Below are 17,518 nucleotides of genomic sequence, written 5' to 3'. Positions count from 1 at the left end.
TCCTTCAGTCATACCGCATTGGCCGGTTTACGACTGCTGCGCAGCCGAGCGGGAGCAAGCTCCCTCGCCACAAAGGCACCACACTTCAAGCCCTCCCAGCGCGCCCATAAAAAAAGCCCCACCCGGCAAATACCGGGCAGGGCTTTTCGGTGCTACACGCGACCGTCAGGCCACGTTCATGGTCTTGTGCGTCTCGATCAGGTGCGCAACGACGCTTGGGTCGGCCAGGGTGGAGATATCACCCAACCCGTCATACTCCGCCGTGGCGATCTTGCGCAAGATACGGCGCATGATCTTCCCGGAACGGGTTTTCGGCAGCCCTGGCGCCCACTGGATCACGTCCGGCGAAGCAATCGGCCCGATCTCCTTGCGCACCCAGTTCTTCAGCTCCAGGCGCAGGGCCTCGCTGGTTTCTTCGCCGGCATTGAGGGTGACGTAGACATAAATGCCCTGCCCCTTGATGTCGTGCGGCACACCCACCACCGCCGCTTCGGCGACTTTCGGGTGGGCGACCATGGCGCTTTCGATCTCGGCGGTGCCCATGCGATGGCCGGACACGTTCAGCACGTCATCCACCCGACCGGTGATCCAGTAGTAGCCGTCTTCGTCGCGACGCGCACCGTCACCGGTGAAGTACATGCCGCTGAAGGTCTTGAAGTAGGTATCGACAAAACGATCATGGTCGCCGTACAGGGTACGGGCCTGGCCTGGCCAGGAATCGAGAATCACCAGGTTGCCTTCGGCGGCGCCTTCGATCAGGTTGCCGAGATTGTCCACCAGCGCCGGCACCACGCCAAAGAACGGACGCGTGGCCGAACCCGGCTTCAACGCCGTGGCGCCTGGCAGTGGGCTGATCAGCACGCCACCGGTTTCGGTCTGCCACCAGGTGTCGACGATCGGGCAACGCTCCTTGCCGACATTCTTGTAGTACCAGCCCCATGCTTCCGGGTTGATCGGCTCGCCCACCGATCCCAACAGGCGCAGGCTGCTGCCATCGGCGCCTTCGACGGCGGCGGTGCCTGAGGCCATCATCGCGCGGATGGCGGTCGGCGCGGTGTAGAGAATGTTGACCTTGTGCTTATCGATGACCTTGGCCACCCGGGTGATGTCCGGGTAGTTCGGCACGCCTTCGAACATCAGTGTGGTCGCGCCATTGGCCAGCGGGCCGTAGACGATATAGCTGTGGCCGGTGACCCAACCCACGTCGGCGGTGCACCAGTAGACCTCGCCCGGCTTGTAGTCGAACACGCGCTCGTGAGTCAGCGCCGCGTAGAGCAAGTAACCGGCGGTGGTGTGCTGCACGCCCTTGGGCTTGCCGGTGGAACCGGAGGTGTAGAGGATGAACAGGGCTTCTTCGGCGCCCATTTCCTTTGGTGCGCAAACGGTGCCGGCCACCTTCATCAGGTCTTCGTACCAGATGTCCCGGTGCTGGTTCCACTTGATGCCACCGCCGGTGCGCTTGCACACGATGACTTTCTGGATGCTGCTGGTTTCCGGGTTGGTCAGCGCGTCATCGACGTTGGCCTTGAGCGGGATCTTCTTGCCGGCGCGAATGCCTTCGTCGGCGGTGATCACCACTTTGGATTTGCAGTCGATGATCCGGCCAGCCAGCGCTTCAGGGGAGAAACCGCCGAACACCACCGAGTGAACCGCACCAATCCGGGCACAGGCCAGCATCGCGACCACGGCTTCAGGGATCATCGGCATGTAGATGGTCACCACGTCGCCGCGATGCACGTCCTGGCCGCGCAGGGCGTTGGCGAACTTGCAGACTTCTTCGTGCAGCTCGCGATAGGTGATGTTGCGGCTCTCGGCAGGGTCATCGCCCTCCCAGATAATCGCAATTTGATCGCCGCGCTCGGCCAGGTGACGGTCGAGGCAGTTGTAGGAAACGTTCAAGGTGCCGTCGGCGAACCACTTGATGTCGACATGGTGATCGTCGAAAGAAGTCTGTTTCACCGTGGTGAAAGGCTTGATCCAGTCGAGGCGCTTGGCCTGCTCGCGCCAGAAGCCATCCGGGTTGACGACCGACTGCTGGTACATGGCTTTATAGGTCGCCTCGTCAGTCAGCGTATTGGCCGCTACCTCGGGACGAACGGGATACACAGAAGCCGCACTCATCTTTCTTACCTCGGTGACAATAGTTGTTTTTGTATGGTTCCGTTGTAGCTTGGGGCGGGCCTATAGAACCATTCGACGATGGTAGTAACAAGTCCCTACAAAATGTCGGTACTAACGTGCAACTGCGCCCTGGAAACGCTCCTTTGCGAGAACCAGCTTGCTCGGGATCCGCCAGGGTCTTAGCGCTTCTTGAGCCGATTATTGCCAGAACGATCAATAGTGTTTATCAAAACCGAGCCTGTTTAGCCCTGCCCTCGTCTCCTAAAATCAGCCTCGCCAACCGGCAACAAAGATTGACGCAACACAGCCCCCACGAAGGCCGTTGATCGAACTTTCCCAACATCTGTTCCACACGCAGCCCCAAAAAGGCTGCGTGAGCCAACTCGACCTCAAAAGGTGAAATTCAAATGAAAGCTTTATGGGTTCTGGTCCTCGGCAGCCTTTGCGCCACCGCAATGGCTGGCGAAACCCCACTCAATGCCGCGCAGCAAAAACCGGCGATTGAGGACTACAGCTACTCCACCCACCTGGACGTTGCCAAAGTCATCTCCATGAGTACGATCCCGGACGTCTGCGAAGTGGTCCCGGCCCAAATGGAATACGCCGATTCCAACGGGCAGCGCCATATCCTGCGCTACCGCGTCATGGGCAACGGCTGCTCCGCCGATTGATCACAACTGGCGTTTTCCAAGGCCCGATTCCGGTCGGGCCTGGTTGTGTCTGGAGCAACAAAAAACCCTCATAAACCACAACATGTAGTGCAGAACCGCAAAAACCGATCATTTTCTGATCAAAAATATGCGTCCTCCAACCCATGCAAAAAAAATCTTCAACGGCCAAAGCCTTGTAAACCCTCGCTCCCACGGGGATATCTCCCCCGCCACCTCTTCTGTGAGCTATTTCGCCGCACCACGTAGGCAAAAAAGTCCTTATAATGCCGCCTTATACGGGCCTGCAATATTCCCTTACAGGGGTCAAAGCCAGCCTGAAGCCCACGCAACGGTCGACACGCCGGTGCGTTCACAGCCGCTTCAGTGAATCCGTACATTTTTCTGTTTATTGCCTGCGTCAGCTGCTGCAACAAACGATTTTCCAAGATCCACCGCGGCCAGTAGGCCTTTCAATGGGCATCTGGCCCTCACGCAGGAGACGACACGTCATGCTGAGCTGGGACGAATTCGACAAAGAAGACGGCGGCGAAGTCGCGGTAAAAGGCGCCAACGCCGGCCACGCTTCTGAAGCCAACATGGACCGCCTCGACAGCGCCGGCGGTGCCGCCGCGCTCGAAGCCCGCGCCGTGACGGCCAGCGACTCGGCCGCGATCATTCGCGCCAAGGCCGCCCTCGACAAACTCGACGTTGCCGAAGGCCTCGCCGAACTCGAAGGCGCCTCCGCCCGTGTCGCCGTCGATGAAAAGCGCATGATCAACTGCCGCGCCGACCTCAACCAGCTCGTGCCTTTCAAGTACGACTGGGCTTGGCAGAAGTACCTGGACGGCTGCGCAAACCACTGGATGCCGCAAGAAGTCAACATGACCGCCGACATCGCCCTCTGGAAAGACCCGGAAGGCCTGACCGACGACGAACGCCGCATCGTGATGCGCAACCTGGGCTTCTTCTCCACCGCCGATTCCCTGGTTGCCAACAACCTGGTCCTGGCCGTGTACCGCCTGATCACCAACCCGGAGTGCCGCCAGTACATCCTGCGCCAGGCTTTCGAAGAGGCGATCCACACCCACGCCTACCAGTACTGCATCGAATCGCTGGCCATGGATGAAGGCGAGATCTTCAACATGTACCACGAGATCCCATCGGTCGCGAAAAAAGCCGCCTGGGGCCTGAAATACACCCGTTCGATCTCCGATCCGAAGTTCGAAACCGGCACCCCGGAAACCGACAAAGAGTTGCTGCGCAACCTGATCGCCTACTACTGCGTCCTGGAAGGCATCTTCTTCTACTGCGGCTTCACCCAGATCCTCTCCATGGGCCGCCGCAACAAGATGACCGGCGTCGCCGAGCAGTTCCAGTACATCCTGCGCGACGAATCCATGCACCTGAACTTCGGCATCGACGTGATCAACCAGATCAAAATCGAAAACCCACACCTGTGGGATGCCGAGATGAAGGAAGAAGCAACCCAGATGATCCTGCAAGGGACCCAGCTGGAAATCGAATACGCCCGCGACACCATGCCTCGCGGCGTACTGGGCATGAACGCGGCGATGATGGAGGACTACCTCAAGTTCATCGCCAACCGTCGTTTGTCGCAGATTGGGTTGAAGGAAGAGTATCCGGGGACGACGAATCCGTTCCCTTGGATGAGCGAGATCATGGACTTGAAGAAAGAGAAGAATTTCTTTGAGACGAGAGTTATTGAGTATCAGACGGGTGGGGCTTTGAGCTGGGATTGATTTGAAAGAAAAATCCTAGGCTCCACGCGTAACTAAAAACCCCGTGAAAACGGGGTTTTTGTATTTCTACGGGGCCAAAACTGCGTTTAACTCTGGGACCGGTACGCTACCTTTACCCTACGCAAAACTCAGAATCGTTCCGTATTGACGCCGTATCGCCTCGTTACCTATCTTGGTCGCAGGTGCCTAAGAAACGCCCAACGTAGTAGCTAATCGCCGAACATAGAACCGCGTACTGTCTAAGGACATTTGCAGTTCTGTGTGAAGAAGAAGCTAGTTGGGATTTCTTACATCCTCTACGTCGGGCTCGCGCCATACCCTTCTAACGTAGAGGTCGTTATGCCCACGAAAACGCAGCTCTGTTCTCCGTGTACCTCGGAGACCCATCATGTCTGATGCTTACATTCCGGCGGTTTTTACCCGTCACAACGTCCATCTTCATGCCCTCTTGGTTGAAAACCAGGCTTGGTTCAGCGCCTCCGATTTGGGTCGCTTGATGAGCAAGCACCTCGATGAACGCATGACCCGCAAGCTTGACGCTGACCAGCGCCGGATGATGCTCGTGCATGTCCACGGCTTGACCGAAGAGCGCCTGATGCTGAGCGAGTCGGGCGTCTATGCGTTGCTGGTTTATCACTACTGCCCTGAGTATCGATTGCTGCGTGAGTGGATCACGCATCAGGTAGTGCCAACCCTGCGGGATGAGCGCTACTCGCATAAGGTGGAACGGCCGATGTTGAGCGTGTTGGATTGGCCGAAGATGTCGCTCTGCATGCTGCACTGGCAAGATGAGCCTTGGATTCGCTTGCGGGATATGCCGGCGGTGCTGGTGGATGATCCGTTTAGTCAGCATGAGTCCTGGTGGCGGAAAGCCTCTCGGGTTTTGCGAGGGTTTTGAGCATTCAATCATTAGCTGCCGTCCGTGTTCGGGCGGCGGTTTTTTGTTTGGGATTTGGAGTTGGGGCTGCTGCGCAGCCCAGCGGGAGCAAGCTCTCATGGAACAAATTGCAACTATCTGATTTTTAAGGCTGAAAATACATATCGATCGTTCCCATGCTCCTGCGTGGGAATGTTGCCAGGGACGCTCCGCGTTCCGCTTCTGGAAGGTGACGCAGAGCGTCACGGGATGCGTTCCCACGCAGAGCGTGGGAACGATCAAAAACAGATATGTCGTAGACGGCGCTCCAGTTCCCTGCGCGACAGCGCAGCGTCGAAGACGCGGCGGCCGGTCCCTCGCCACAGTTCATATCAGGGCGCAGCGTGGGCGGCAGGCTTGATGGCCGGATTGATTTTGGGAGTCGCGAGCAAATCCACACACAGGGATTTTGTGGTGTGTTGAAACTTCGGATGCATCCCGCCCTGCCCTTCGGTATTAATACACTTCCTCTCACGGACCCGAGCCCCGATGAAATTCGACACTGCCTACTGCCTCAGCCTCGATGCCAAGCTTTCGATCTATGACGTTCGGGATTTGAATTTCGATGAGACCATGGCCTTCGATTCGGCGAAGGAGCGCTTTCAGTGCCCCAACGATAGCTGTCGGGCGGCGTTTGATGAGGAGAATCGGCTGACGACGTTCAACGCCAAGAACGTCAATTACATCCGCACGCCGCATTTCAAGAACCAGCCTACTACCCGGCATATCGAGGGCTGTCGTTATGTCAGTCCGAAAACGCCGGGATTGGGTGTAGAAAACGGCGAGGCGGAAACGGATGACGGCCGCGAGGAGCATTTTCCGTCGGAGCTGTTGCTGACTCGGCGTCAGTACGTGCGCAAGCCTTCGGATCTGCCGAAGGATGTTGACGCGACTCGACCTACGCCCCCCACCCTATCGTCCCACGGCGATGACGCCCAATCCGCCCAGGACTCGACACCCGACAAGACCAGCGTCTTCGCCCACCCGGTGGAGTGTTTCGTCTCGAACTTCGCCGACAAGGACCTGCTCAAGAGCAAGCCGCTGAAGATTGGCGAGCACACGGCGCCCTATGGGTCGTTCTTCAAGAAGATTGATTACTTGCAGGACAACAAGGGTTTGATTTACTGGGGCAAGATCAAGGAGATCAAGGATTACACGCTAAGCTTTCGCATCGATTTCGAAGCAAAGGTCTGGTTCAAGCAACCGGACGAGGCGAAGAAGAAGCCTTACTCGGTCAACGTTTACCTGAGCAAGAAGCTGATCGATAACTACCGCAAGCGCAAAGCGTTCCTGGCAGAGATCAAGTATGCCATCGACAGTGACGCGCCGTTGTATTGCTTCTTTTATGGCGTCACGCCGGAGTTGAAGCAGGTGCCGAGCAAGAAGAACCCCGAGCAGACGTTCGGGGTGTTCAGTGCCAATATCGAGAACCTGGATCACTTCATTATTCGGGAGGCACCGGGGTTGGCCGATAAGTGATTTCGCCTTAGGCTAGCTGTAGCGCTACGCCTTCTTCATTGCGCTTCTTGAGCAAGTTGCCGTTCGTACGCCCGCATCTCCCGCTTCACTTCCATGCGCCGCTCACGTGCGGCCTGGGCGGCGGACTCATCCAAACCGCCATAACGCCGCAACCAGTGAACGATCATTTCCTCGTCCGGGTAGTAATAATCCTTATGCCCCTTACTGCTTCTGGGGGTGTCGTTCATATTGCCGTCGAAGCGGCCTGCAGAGAACTCATCAGAGGGTAACGTGCCCCATTCGGCGGCACAGTCCTCAAAAATCCAGGAAATCTCGTTGAGGTGCTTTTGCGCACCACGGTGGCCACGTTTATAAAAGATGTACTCACGACAACTTTCCTGGAAGCGCTCCATCATCGCTTCATCATCGACCCAGCGAAGAAGGTCGTGCTGCCCCGCGTGACGCATCAGGCCATTGATCCATCGTTCGGAAAAACGCTGAACAAAACCTTCAACGTCCGCTTTTTTAGCCCCGGCGAAAATCATGCAGTAACGGGTTCGCACGTGGATGACGAACAACACCTGTTTGCGTTGCACAGTGATCACATGAACCAGACATTGTTCGTCGAGCTCACCCAGCTCATCGTCCTCGATAACAGGTGATGGTGGTTTCTCTACCGGGGTGACTTTCTTACCTTTGCTCACACGGCTGAAAAAGTTGCTGGCCGCTTCGGTGCAGTTGAAGATCAGCATTCAAATTCTCGGAAATATTAGAAACGCTAGGCGTCGTCGGCCCATTCAATCTCGAAGGGTCGGCGAACAGCGTCAGAGACCCTTTCAGTAACTCTTCACTCAGAACCGTCAATTCTTGATCGCTCAGCAGGTCGTACGCAATCAGCAATCTCAAAGATAAAGAGATGTCTCGATGTCGACCTACGTTGAACGCCACCGCCAAGCTCTTGTCCCGATCTCGCATGAGGCCTTAGAGCGTGCGGTATCGAGCGTGAGCTGATAAGGCTTCGTTCTGAGCCACCGTCTGGGCATCCGAAAGAACGCCTTGGCAGAAGCGTTCCAACGCCAGCTCGCTGAGCTCGTTGTAATGCTTCCAGTCACTGTCGGATATCGACATGCCACCCTCCTTCAACCAGACATCGAGCAACGCTGCATGGAGATTTTATTGTATTGATATGCCCAGCATCACAACGACCAACAATCCAATATAGACCCAGGCATGAACCCCATCCGGTATCCGCCCGATCCATGGCGTTGCCAGACGGATACCCAATAGCGCGCCCAGTGTGAGCACAGCGAACGCCATCAAGTCGACGTAACCGACAAACCACGGCCCCGAATCAAACTCGGCAACCCCGGCCATGGCCATGTAAGTCAGTGTCCCGGCCACCGCAACCGGCAAGCTCAACGGGTTGGCCATGGACGTCGCGCGGGACATGTTCAGCCCGCAACGGCGCAATAACGGCACCGTCATGACGCTGCCGCCCACGCCCAGAAAAGTGGCGATGGTGCCGATGCTGATCCCGCCCGCCGAGACCTCTGCCCAGCCCAATCGGCGTGGGACTACGGCGTCAGACTGTGTCAGAAAACCGCGTCGGAACAAGCAGTCCAGAATGGTCACGCCCAAATAAATGATGAAGGCATAGCGAATGACTTCGCTACTTGCCCACATCGCGGCAACAGCTCCGACGATAGCGCCCAGGCCGATGAAGCCGCCCAACGGCCACACGTAGTGACGAACGATGTTCCCAGCGCGGTGATGCTTCACGGTGGCGATCAGTGAGTTGACGATCATGACGCAGGTCGAGGTAGCCACGGCAATGTGCATTGCAGATTGGCCGATGGGGTCGTCGGCACCGTGGCTGACGGTGAGCATGCGGTACAGCAAGGGCACCACGACGAATCCGCCGCCGAAGCCAAACAACACGGCCGTCACGCCACTCAGGCAGCCGAAGCATAAAAGCGATACATAAAACATCGAGGCGAATCCGGGAATGGAAAGGCCTTCACGATAGGGACGCGACGCTTGGCCCGCTGTAGCAAACAGGCCAATAATATTCGCGTTTACGCCAATCATGAGTGGCCAACCGATGCGCAACAGTTCGATCGATCTCTTGGATGCGATACCCCGGAGCGTGGTTGCCATCGGCACCGATTACGCTCATGGGCAAGTGCTGCCGTTGCATCGCCATCGCCGCGCACAATTGCTCTACGGCGCCACCGGGGTCATGCGGGTCAGCACGGCGGACGGCAACTGGGTGGTGCCGCCGCAACGGGCGGTGTGGATCCCGCCCGGGGTTGCCCATGAGGTGCTGATGCTGGGCGTGAGTACACGCAGCTTGTACATCGAACCGGACGCGGTAACTGCCATGGACACGCGGTGCCAGGTCATCAGCGTATCGCCCCTGATGCGTCAGTTGTTGATGGAAGCCGTCGAGCTTGCGCCGGACTACGACGAGGCTGGACGGGACGGTGCGTTGATCGATCTGCTGTTGCATGAATTGCTGCGCAGCGCCCACCTTCCGCTGCACCTTCCGCTACCCAAGGATCCGCGCCTGCTCAGCCTGTGCCAGGCGTTCCTGGAACGCCCCGACGCCCATGCCTCGCCCGTGGAATGGGCGGCGCAAGTGCATATCAGCCTGCGCTCGTTCAATCGCCTGTTCAGCCGGCAGACCACGTTGAGCTTCAGTCAGTGGCGGCAACAGGCGTGTGTGATGTCGGCGTTGGCCCGGTTGGCTGAAGGGGATTCGGTAACACGCATAGCCTTGGATCTCGGCTACGACAGCCCTGCGGCATTCTCCACGATGTTTCGTCGTGTGCTGGGTCACGCCCCAAGCGCCTGGCTGGAGAAGACCGCCGGTCATTGATCAAAAAAATGAGATTGATCGGGATTCAAAACAACTGTACAAAAACACAGTTCTTTTTCATCCCACAGCTTTGGAGCCCCCCATGGCCTCTCTCGCAATCAAAACCACCCTGGAACGCATCGCTGTCTATCAATTCACCCCTGCTCACAGCCAGCAGGCCCGAGCCATGCTGGGCTGGAGTGTCGAAGAGCTGTCGCGACAGTCCGGCGTCTCGGTCCGGGCCATTCGACGCTTCGAGGCCGGTGGCGAGCTGCTTGACGTGACGCGCCTGGCGCTGGCCTTCCGGCTGGAGGCCGAAGGGTTGGTGTTCTTCCCGGGTTTCGCTCCGGGACGCGGCATGAATATCAAGGGCGCCACGCCAGATCCGATGGAGCGGCCGGACTACGCAATGATCGAATAAACGAGTCGGGGCGTCAGGCCATGCCGGTCTGGTTCTGATAAGCCGACGGCTCCACGTCCAGCCACCAGGCTCGGCCACGTTGCGGTTGCGTCAGGGTGAATGCTTCGCCCATTTGCGGCGTGGTGATGCAAACGTTGCGCTCCCAGGCGAGGGCCAAAATGCGGTCGAAGGGTTCATACCAGGCATGCATCGCCAAATCGAACGTGCCGTTGTGGATTGGTAGCAGCCAGCGGCCTTTGAGGTCGATGTGGGCCTGCAAGGTCTGCTCCGGCTGCATGTGGACATGCGGCCAATCGACGTTATAGGCGCCGGTCTCCATCAGCGTCAGGTCGAAGGGCCCGTATTGCTCGCCGATGCGTTTGAAACCGTCGAAGTAACCGCTGTCGCCACTGAAGAAAATTCGCCTGTCGCCATCGATCATTACCCATGAGGCCCATAGCGTGCCGTTGCTGTCGAACAGGCCGCGCCCCGAAAAGTGTTGGGACGGTGTGGCAACGAATTCGATGCCCGCCACCTCGGTGCCTTGCCACCAATCCAACTGGCGCACCTTCCCGGCGTCGATACCCCATTTGACCAAGGTATCGCCCACGCCAAGCGGTGCGAGGAAATAGCGAGTCTTGGCAGCGAGTTTCAGGATGGCGTGCTGGTCGAGGTGGTCGTAATGGTCATGGGAAAGGATCACCGCTTCGATCGGTGGCAGCTCCTCGAGGCTGATGGGCGGCTGATGAAAACGCTTCGGGCCGGCCCACTGCACGGGCGAGGCGCGCTCGGAGAAGACCGGGTCGGTCAGCCAGAATTTGTCCCGTAGCTTGAGCAACACGGTGGAATGGCCGAGACGGAAGACGCTGTGGTTCGGCGCCGCCAGCAGAGCGGCGCGAGTCAACGGTCGAACGTCGATGGTGCCCGCGGGCCGCGTGTTGCGCGGTTTATGGAAGATCATGTTCCAGATGACGCGCAAGGTCGTGCCAAAACCCTCACGTGGCGTAACGGCATGATTGCGGTACTTGCCCTGTTCATGCCGCGATGAGGGATTTTCGGTCGAAGAAAAAGGTGTGGTCATGGTGCGATGACTCCAAGGGCGTCGGCACGTTGCGCTTCGCCGTTGTGGGACGCTGGATGGCTGTTGCGATGCGCGCACAGCCGCCCGACTGAAAAACTACACTACATGGTGTAGTTTCTAGATTGCATGAATCGCCTGGACAAGTAAACTGCCGGGTGTAAGTTCTTTTTTTCCTACCGACGAATGCCCATGACCGTACCGCAGCGCCTTACTGAGCGAAAACGCGAAGCCATCCTTCAATCCGCAATTGCGGAGTTTCGCAACAGCGGTTTCGAGATCACCAGCATGGACAGGATCGCGGCGACTGCCGGCGTCTCGAAACGCACGGTGTATAACCACTTCCCCAGCAAGGAAGCGCTGTTCGCCGAAATTCTGAATCGACTATGGAACAGCATCACGGCAGAGCAGCTCACCCCGTACAGCCCGGATCAGCCGTTACGCGATCAGCTTCGAACGCTGCTTCAAGCCAAACTGCACATGCTGGCGGACGAGAATTTTCTCGACCTGGCGCGCATCGCCATCGCCGCAACGATCCACTCCCCTGAGCGGGCCCAAGACATGGTTGCGCGCATGGGCGAGCGCGAAGAAGGCTTGGCCGTCTGGATTCGCATGGCCCAGGCCGCCGGCCGATTGAAACCAGTTGACCCGGCATTTGCTGCCCAACAGATGCACGGGCTGATCAAGACATTCGCGTTCTGGCCGCAGATTTCCATGGGGCAACCGAGCCTTGCATCGCCTGAACAGGCCCAGGTGATCGAATCGGCCTTGGACATGTTCCTGGCCTGTTACCAGCGCTGAACCTCAGCTGCGCCGCAGAGTGCGTCCCAGTTCATCGAACAGCGTCACCACCGAGCGCAACGCGCGGCAGTCCGGTCGGGTCAGGAGCCAGAGCGCCGTGTCGTGCCCGGCCAATGGCTCGCCAATGGGCGTCAGGCCGTGGTTGCCATCAATCAAAAAGTCCGGCAGTGCCGCCACCCCCAAACCAGCCCGCACCAGTTCGGTGACCGAAAGCATGCTATTGCAACGATAGGCCGGCACCACGCCGGGCAAGTGCTGGCGGCGCCAGGCCACGGTGGGGTGATCGGGCAGGAAATCGTCCGGTGCGATCCAAGTCATCGACGCCAGGTCCCGCAGACTCGTCGAGCGCAGATACGCGTCGCCAGCACATACCCGATAAACCACATGGCCCAAATTGCGCCCCACCAGATGTTCCGGTGGCGCAAGGGTCAGGCGCAAGGCAATGTCGGCATCGCGGCGGCTGAGGTTGGCGAAGTCGTTCGAGGTGCTCAGCTCCAGCGTCAACGCTGGATAAGCGGGCATGAATCGCGCCAGCGCGGGCAACAGCAATGCCTGCAGGACCGCATCGGTACACGTCAGGCGCACCGTGCCGCTGACCACCTGGCCACCCTGCTCCACGCCGACGCGCGCGGCCTCCAACGCCTGTTCGGCACGCTCGGCCTGCTCCGCCAACGCCTGGGCAAGGCTTGTGGGCAAATATCCAGCACGGCTCTTTTCAAACAATGGCTGGCCCAGGGCCGCCTCCAGCCGACGGACCGAACGAAACACCGTCGATACGTCCACGTGCAATAGCCGAGCGGCCCGGGCCAGCGAACCGCCACGGACCAGCGCGAGGATCAGCGACAGGTCGGGATAGTCGAGACGATAGTGCGTCGCTGCATTCATCACTTGGGTAAACGCCAATATTGATTGCACAAACGCCAATTTATAGTGGCGCCCAGGAATCAACAAGCGGCGAGCCTCCCATGGAAAATCAGCATCCGTTAAACATCGCCCTGGTCGGCGACCACGACCCACACATCACCGCGCACCGGGCGATCCCCCTCGCACTTGAGCTGGCTGCCAAGCAAACCGGTCATTCCATCCGTTTACAATGGCTGGCAACGCCGCTCATTACCGAGAACGCTGTGCTGGAGCACTTCGACGGTGTCTGGTGCGTGCCCGGCAGCCCTTACCAAAACGAAGACGGCGCCTTGCGTGCCATTCGTTTTGCCCGCGAACAGCGTCGCCCTTTCTTGGGCACCTGCGGCGGCTTTCAACATGCTGTGCTGGAATATGCCCGCAACGTAATGGGCTGGGTCGATGCCGTTCATGGTGAAACCTCACCAGAAGCGGAACGAGCACTGCTGACGCCGCTGAGCTGTGCCCTGGTCGAAACCATCGACAGCTTGCAGCTGGAAGCGGACTCGTTGATTGCCAAGGCCTATGGTCGCCGGACGGTTTTCGAGGGCTACCACTGCCGTTTCGGCGTCAATCCACACTTCGAGCGAGACTTGCTGAGCGAACGCTTGCATGCCGTCGCCCGGGATTCGGCCGCCGACTTGCGCGCTGTAGAGTTGCGCGATCATCCGTTCTTTGTCGCGACGCTGTTCCAGCCCGAGCGTGCTGCGCTGGAAGGACGCGTACCACCGCTGGTCCGCGCGTTTGTCGAAGCCTGCGCCATGGCGCAGGCATAGCCTCCAACAGACAACACCGAACCGGTTCCCTGGCCAACTCGAGACTCTTGGCTCAGCCCTCTACCAACTGCCGCATCGCCAGGATTTCCGGCAGATCGCTGCGCGCCATGTACACCCGCAACGGTTCGGTAATGTTGATACGGTCGTCGATATTCTGGTCCAGCAGCAACTGGATCCGCCCACGCTTGAGGGTCAGGGTGTCATCGGCCGCTGGGGTCCAGACAAATTCACTGGTGGGGATGATGCCGTCGTCGGCCACATCCATACCGAAAGAGTCTTCGCTGAAACGCACAATGTACTGGCCAGTCTTACGGTTCAGGCCGACAAAACCCTTGAGTTGATCGGCGGCCTGGCAGATGAGTGTCGAAGTGGTGCGCATGGTAAACCTCATGGATGCGTCCCGCAGGACGTCTGATCGATGGTTTACACGCAAGACAAGCGAATGCTGGTTTAAAAGCTTCCCTCTGTTGGGGAATTGCTGTTGCCAAGATTACTGTAAAGCGACCTGAAAAAGCATCGCAATATGCCATTCGACGCATCCTCGACTAAACGAGCCTGACGAACCGGAAAGCGTCGAAAGAACAATCGACCAGTCCCGGTCATCAGGCCAATACCTCGACTAGGGTCTGAACGTTGGATGGACCAGTTTCAACGAGGCTTGTTCATAGGCATAAGCAAGCGCTAATAACCCGGCGTCTCCCCACATGGAACCGATAAACGATATGGACGTTGGCACACCGCCCGGTTCTACACCCGAGGGTACCGTGATAACAGGGTAACCCGCTATTGCCGCGCTCGGCTGGGAAATACCGCCGTCAAAGTCGGCCACCATGGCATCCAGCGTGTCATCGTTAAATCGTGCATCGATCATGCTTTTAAAGCTGGCCTGGATCGGCAGCCATACGGCATCTATTTGTTCTTCACTCCACGTTTGCGCATTGGCTTGCTCGAGCATCCGCTGGCCATAGTTGCCTTCCCCCGGATTTTGCTCGTTGAAAGTAATCAGATTATTCAGGGTCGCGATTGGCAAACCGCTGCGAGTGTTCAAGTAAGCCTGCAATTCGAGCTTCATCCCAGCCATCATTACTTGAAAATAATCACTCATGTCTGGAAGGCTCAAGGTCACTGGAACGAGGGTCGCTCCTTTACCCTGAATGGCTTTTAGCGCTGTGCAAAACTGAACACCGAGGTCGTGCACCATCCCGTTACCTAAGTCGCATTGCGAACGATCCTGGGTAGTCATAACGGTTGGCCATAGTGGAAAGGTAGCGCTGCGCGTTTCCTCATTATTCAGGACCACGCCAATCCGTTTCCCTTGCAACGCCTCGGTAGATAAAGCGCTGGTGTAATCCGTGTCTTGGGGAGCATCGGCGGTAGGCGGGTCGGTTGGATCGGCGCCCGCCAGGTGGTTCAACAGCAAAGCGACATCGTAGACCGTACGGGCCATCGGCCCGGGGGTATCCTGCCGCCGGGTAATTGGAATGACACCGGAGCGACTCACCAAGCCAAGACTGGGCTTGAGACCAACGATCCCATTGTCAGCAGACGGGCAGATGATCGAGCCATTGGTCTCAGTGCCGACTGAAAGTGGCGCAAACCCCGCAGCCAGAGCGGAAGCCGGGCCAGAGCTGGAACCGCAGGGGCCTGCGCTTAACACGTGGGGGTTGAGCCCTTGTCCACCCCGACCGCTCCAACCCCGTGGCGCTTCTGGATCCCTCATGCCAGCCCACTCGCTCATGTTGGCTTTGCCCAGGATGATGGCGCCGGCGTCGCGCAGCTGCTGGATGACGAACGCATCTTGCGCGGCCGGCAACCCTGCCATCGCCAGAGAACCGGCGGTGGTCTGCATCAAGTCTGCGGTGTCGATATTGTCTTTGATCAATACCGGAATACCGTGCAGTGGGCCTCGAATGCTACCGCTCGCGCGCTCACTGTCACGTAACGCTGCGTCTGCCAGAGCCTGAGGATTCAGTTCGAGAACCGCTTTGAGGTGAGGGCCTTCCTTGTCCAGAGCCTGGATCCGATTGTTCAGATAGTTCACCAGCTCTACCGAAGTAAGTTGGTTGTCAGTCAGTCTTTGATTGAGTTCCGTGACATTCAAATACTCATAGGCCTGGCTGTTATCTTCACTTATTGAAGACTGCGCCTGAACAGCAAAAGCAATGAAAGATAGAACCCCTAACTTAGTCATCCACCCGGTGTATCGATTAGTCATGTCAGTCCCTTGATATGGAATACGAGCGAGCCGTTTCGCTCTGCTGCTCATAGTAAGAGCCCAGAAAAACAAAGGCACCGTTGGAACTGTTAAGCCATATTGCTCGATTTTTAGCCGAGCCAGACAAGCCAGGGGAAAACAAACGCCTGCGGTCGTTTCCACGGAGCGAATCGCTGCACGCGGAAGTTTTTTTGTAATAAATGTCGCTGGACTTCGATTCCGGTGATGCAGGAAATAACCCTGAGCCAAACGGTCCGCATGGGCGCTCGAAACGAGGGGAAGATCTGTATCACGCAGGTTTATGTCGGTCTGGCGATAGCGCCGAACGCGTTCAGTTGATAAAAGAGTGATTTTTACCCCACGAAAGGATCTCGAACATGCCTGTCACCTTGACCCGTAGCGCGTTGATGCTGAGTGTGGTGCTCGGACTCGGTCCGGCACACGCCGCCGAAACCCCAAGTCCCAAGGCCCTGGCAACCCTGCAAGGTATCCCCCACCCGGCGGTCATCGCCCATCGCGGCGCATCGTTCGATGCCCCGGAGTCCACCGCCGCGGCCTACAAATTGGCGCGTGACCTGGGCGCCGATTATCTGGAACTGGACCTGCAACGTAGCAAGGACGGCGTGCTGTTCGTCTTGCACGACGACAGCCTGTTGCGCACCACCGATGTCGCGACCAGGTTTCCCGAGCGCAAGGACAAGACCGCCAATGAGTTCACCATGGCCGAGCTCAAGACGCTGGACGCCGGCAGTTGGTTCAACGCGGCCTACCCGGACCGCGCTCGTCCTTCATTCGCGGGCCTGAAAATCCTGACGCTGGATGAAGTCATCAACATTGCCGAGGGCAACCCGCAGCACAAACCGGGGCTGTACATCGAGACCAAGGAGCCCAAGCTGTTTCCAGGCATCGAGCGTGACCTGAAGGACAAGCTGCAAGATCGCGGCTGGTTGAGCCCGGCAGGCTCCAAGCTGGCCAAGGGCGCCATCGGCGTGGGCCAGGGCAAGGGCAAAGTAGTCTTGCAGACTTTCGAGAAGAGCAGCCTGGAACTGCTGCATCAGGAAATGCCCAAGGTGCCAAAAATCCTGCTGCTGTGGGTCGGCGAAGGCAATATCGAACCCAAGTCCAAGGTAACGTTTGCCGAGTCCGGCGAATCCGACAAAGCAGCGTATTACGCCAAGCAAGAGCCCAAGGACAAGGCCGAGTTCGAGCAATGGGTCCAATACGCCAAGGCCCACGGCGCCATTGGCACCGGGCCTTCAGCGGCGTTGTCCGGTGGCGGCAGCCAGAGCTATGCGGACCTGGTGCAGCCATGGATGAATCAATACACCCACGATCAGGGCCTGCTGGTGCACGTCTACACTGTGGATGAGCCGGTGGATTTCAAGAAAGTGCTGGAGGCCGGCGTAGATGGCATTTTCACCAATCGGGCCAGCGAACTGCTCAAGTACTTCAAGCGTCCCGAGACAGGCAGTGTGACGCAGCTGTTGGGGAAGAACGGTTACTGAGGAATCTGGGTCGGATCGGTGCAGTCGCTGCAAGTTTTTCGAATTAAGGGTGAATTAAGTTGCCAGAGATAATCTGAAACC

General features: G+C 58.1%; 17 protein-coding genes. 9 read left to right on the top strand and 8 right to left on the bottom strand.

Annotated features, from left to right (window positions below):
* Window positions 1-165: 165 nt before the first annotated feature.
* Entirely contained in the window at window positions 166-2,121 is a 1,956-nt protein-coding gene (gene acs / locus HU762_RS09575; RefSeq protein WP_186635873.1) for an acetate--CoA ligase, read from the bottom strand.
* Between the two features lie 407 nt (window positions 2,122-2,528).
* Between acs and HU762_RS09570 the strand changes: the two genes are divergently transcribed.
* From HU762_RS09570 to HU762_RS09555, 4 genes are all read left to right on the top strand, one after another.
* Window positions 2,529-2,792, top strand: coding sequence for a DUF2790 domain-containing protein (locus HU762_RS09570; RefSeq protein WP_186635870.1), 264 nt, complete (start codon window positions 2,529-2,531; stop codon window positions 2,790-2,792).
* A 488-nt stretch (window positions 2,793-3,280) separates the two neighbouring features.
* Window positions 3,281-4,531 carry a ribonucleotide-diphosphate reductase subunit beta gene (locus tag HU762_RS09565; RefSeq protein WP_186635867.1) on the top strand — a complete coding sequence of 417 codons (1,251 nt, stop codon included), beginning with the start codon at window positions 3,281-3,283 and terminating at the stop codon, window positions 4,529-4,531.
* Window positions 4,532-4,919: 388 nt separating this feature from the next.
* Window positions 4,920-5,429: a Bro-N domain-containing protein gene (locus HU762_RS09560; RefSeq protein WP_186635864.1), complete on the top strand. Its 510-nt coding sequence runs from the start codon at window positions 4,920-4,922 to the stop codon at window positions 5,427-5,429.
* A gap of 507 nt (window positions 5,430-5,936) precedes the next feature.
* Window positions 5,937-6,926, top strand: coding sequence for a hypothetical protein (locus HU762_RS09555; protein WP_186635861.1), 990 nt, complete (start codon window positions 5,937-5,939; stop codon window positions 6,924-6,926).
* Window positions 6,927-6,961: 35 nt separating this feature from the next.
* Here the strand turns inward: HU762_RS09555 and HU762_RS09550 are convergent, their stop codons facing one another.
* From HU762_RS09550 to HU762_RS09540, 3 genes are all read right to left on the bottom strand, one after another.
* Window positions 6,962-7,657 (bottom strand): hypothetical protein, encoded by a 696-nt coding sequence (locus HU762_RS09550; RefSeq protein WP_186635858.1) that lies wholly within the window; start codon window positions 7,655-7,657, stop codon window positions 6,962-6,964.
* 229 nt (window positions 7,658-7,886) lie between these two features.
* A complete protein-coding gene (locus HU762_RS26980) occupies window positions 7,887-8,033 on the bottom strand; it encodes a hypothetical protein (RefSeq protein WP_346656860.1) in 147 nt (48 codons plus the stop codon).
* Between the two features lie 45 nt (window positions 8,034-8,078).
* Window positions 8,079-8,894, bottom strand: coding sequence for a sulfite exporter TauE/SafE family protein (locus HU762_RS09540; protein WP_186635855.1), 816 nt, complete (start codon window positions 8,892-8,894; stop codon window positions 8,079-8,081).
* Between the two features lie 112 nt (window positions 8,895-9,006).
* Here HU762_RS09540 and HU762_RS09535 point away from each other — a divergent pair, with 112 nt between their 5' ends.
* Together HU762_RS09535 and HU762_RS09530 are read left to right on the top strand one after the other, a co-directional pair.
* A complete protein-coding gene (locus HU762_RS09535; RefSeq protein ID WP_186635852.1) occupies window positions 9,007-9,783 on the top strand; it encodes a helix-turn-helix transcriptional regulator in 777 nt (258 codons plus the stop codon).
* Between the two features lie 82 nt (window positions 9,784-9,865).
* Window positions 9,866-10,183, top strand: a complete 318-nt coding sequence (locus tag HU762_RS09530) for a helix-turn-helix transcriptional regulator (RefSeq protein WP_186635850.1) — start codon at window positions 9,866-9,868, stop codon at window positions 10,181-10,183.
* Window positions 10,184-10,196: 13 nt separating this feature from the next.
* Here HU762_RS09530 and HU762_RS09525 read toward each other — a convergent pair whose 3' ends face one another.
* The gene (locus tag HU762_RS09525) at window positions 10,197-11,243 is read right to left on the bottom strand and encodes an MBL fold metallo-hydrolase (protein ID WP_186635848.1); all 1,047 of its coding nucleotides are present in this window, start codon (window positions 11,241-11,243) and stop codon (window positions 10,197-10,199) included.
* Between the two features lie 189 nt (window positions 11,244-11,432).
* On the opposite strand from HU762_RS09525, the gene HU762_RS09520 reads away from it, so the two are divergent.
* The gene (locus tag HU762_RS09520) at window positions 11,433-12,041 is read left to right on the top strand and encodes a TetR/AcrR family transcriptional regulator (protein WP_186635845.1); all 609 of its coding nucleotides are present in this window, start codon (window positions 11,433-11,435) and stop codon (window positions 12,039-12,041) included.
* A gap of 3 nt (window positions 12,042-12,044) precedes the next feature.
* Here HU762_RS09520 and HU762_RS09515 read toward each other — a convergent pair whose 3' ends face one another.
* A complete protein-coding gene (locus HU762_RS09515) occupies window positions 12,045-12,992 on the bottom strand; it encodes a LysR family transcriptional regulator (protein ID WP_186635842.1) in 948 nt (315 codons plus the stop codon).
* Between the two features lie 14 nt (window positions 12,993-13,006).
* Here HU762_RS09515 and HU762_RS09510 point away from each other — a divergent pair, with 14 nt between their 5' ends.
* Window positions 13,007-13,717: a CTP synthase gene (locus HU762_RS09510; RefSeq protein ID WP_186635839.1), complete on the top strand. Its 711-nt coding sequence runs from the start codon at window positions 13,007-13,009 to the stop codon at window positions 13,715-13,717.
* Window positions 13,718-13,769: 52 nt separating this feature from the next.
* Here the strand turns inward: HU762_RS09510 and HU762_RS09505 are convergent, their stop codons facing one another.
* Entirely contained in the window at window positions 13,770-14,096 is a 327-nt protein-coding gene (locus tag HU762_RS09505; protein WP_186635836.1) for a DUF2025 family protein, read from the bottom strand.
* Window positions 14,097-14,336: 240 nt separating this feature from the next.
* Window positions 14,337-15,932: an amidase family protein gene (locus HU762_RS09500; protein ID WP_186635833.1), complete on the bottom strand. Its 1,596-nt coding sequence runs from the start codon at window positions 15,930-15,932 to the stop codon at window positions 14,337-14,339.
* A 377-nt stretch (window positions 15,933-16,309) separates the two neighbouring features.
* Between HU762_RS09500 and HU762_RS09495 the strand changes: the two genes are divergently transcribed.
* Window positions 16,310-17,437: a glycerophosphodiester phosphodiesterase gene (locus HU762_RS09495; protein WP_186635830.1), complete on the top strand. Its 1,128-nt coding sequence runs from the start codon at window positions 16,310-16,312 to the stop codon at window positions 17,435-17,437.
* Window positions 17,438-17,518: the final 81 nt, after the last annotated feature.

It is taken from the genome of Pseudomonas sp. SWRI92 (genome assembly GCF_014268685.1).
GTDB classification, from domain to species: Bacteria; Pseudomonadota; Gammaproteobacteria; order Pseudomonadales; family Pseudomonadaceae; genus Aquipseudomonas; species Aquipseudomonas marvdashtae.
The sequence above is the reverse complement of the archived record's forward strand: the minus strand, read 5'-3'. Positions and strand labels throughout refer to the sequence as shown.

Excerpts from the sequence above, each read along its gene's own strand:
- acs (WP_186635873.1), bottom strand. The coding sequence starts at position 2,121 with ATGAGTGCGGCTTCTGTGTATCCCGTTCGTCCCGAGGTAGCGGCCAAT.
- HU762_RS09570 (WP_186635870.1), top strand. The coding sequence starts at position 2,529 with ATGAAAGCTTTATGGGTTCTGGTCCTCGGCAGCCTTTGCGCCACCGCA.
- HU762_RS09565 (WP_186635867.1), top strand. The coding sequence starts at position 3,281 with ATGCTGAGCTGGGACGAATTCGACAAAGAAGACGGCGGCGAAGTCGCG.
- HU762_RS09560 (WP_186635864.1), top strand. The coding sequence starts at position 4,920 with ATGTCTGATGCTTACATTCCGGCGGTTTTTACCCGTCACAACGTCCAT.
- HU762_RS09555 (WP_186635861.1), top strand. The coding sequence starts at position 5,937 with ATGAAATTCGACACTGCCTACTGCCTCAGCCTCGATGCCAAGCTTTCG.
- HU762_RS09550 (WP_186635858.1), bottom strand. The coding sequence starts at position 7,657 with ATGCTGATCTTCAACTGCACCGAAGCGGCCAGCAACTTTTTCAGCCGT.
- HU762_RS26980 (WP_346656860.1), bottom strand. The coding sequence starts at position 8,033 with ATGTCGATATCCGACAGTGACTGGAAGCATTACAACGAGCTCAGCGAG.
- HU762_RS09540 (WP_186635855.1), bottom strand. The coding sequence starts at position 8,894 with ATGTTTTATGTATCGCTTTTATGCTTCGGCTGCCTGAGTGGCGTGACG.
- HU762_RS09535 (WP_186635852.1), top strand. The coding sequence starts at position 9,007 with ATGCGCAACAGTTCGATCGATCTCTTGGATGCGATACCCCGGAGCGTG.
- HU762_RS09530 (WP_186635850.1), top strand. The coding sequence starts at position 9,866 with ATGGCCTCTCTCGCAATCAAAACCACCCTGGAACGCATCGCTGTCTAT.
- HU762_RS09525 (WP_186635848.1), bottom strand. The coding sequence starts at position 11,243 with ATGACCACACCTTTTTCTTCGACCGAAAATCCCTCATCGCGGCATGAA.
- HU762_RS09520 (WP_186635845.1), top strand. The coding sequence starts at position 11,433 with ATGACCGTACCGCAGCGCCTTACTGAGCGAAAACGCGAAGCCATCCTT.
- HU762_RS09510 (WP_186635839.1), top strand. The coding sequence starts at position 13,007 with ATGGAAAATCAGCATCCGTTAAACATCGCCCTGGTCGGCGACCACGAC.
- HU762_RS09505 (WP_186635836.1), bottom strand. The coding sequence starts at position 14,096 with ATGCGCACCACTTCGACACTCATCTGCCAGGCCGCCGATCAACTCAAG.
- HU762_RS09500 (WP_186635833.1), bottom strand. The coding sequence starts at position 15,932 with ATGACTAATCGATACACCGGGTGGATGACTAAGTTAGGGGTTCTATCT.
- HU762_RS09495 (WP_186635830.1), top strand. The coding sequence starts at position 16,310 with ATGCCTGTCACCTTGACCCGTAGCGCGTTGATGCTGAGTGTGGTGCTC.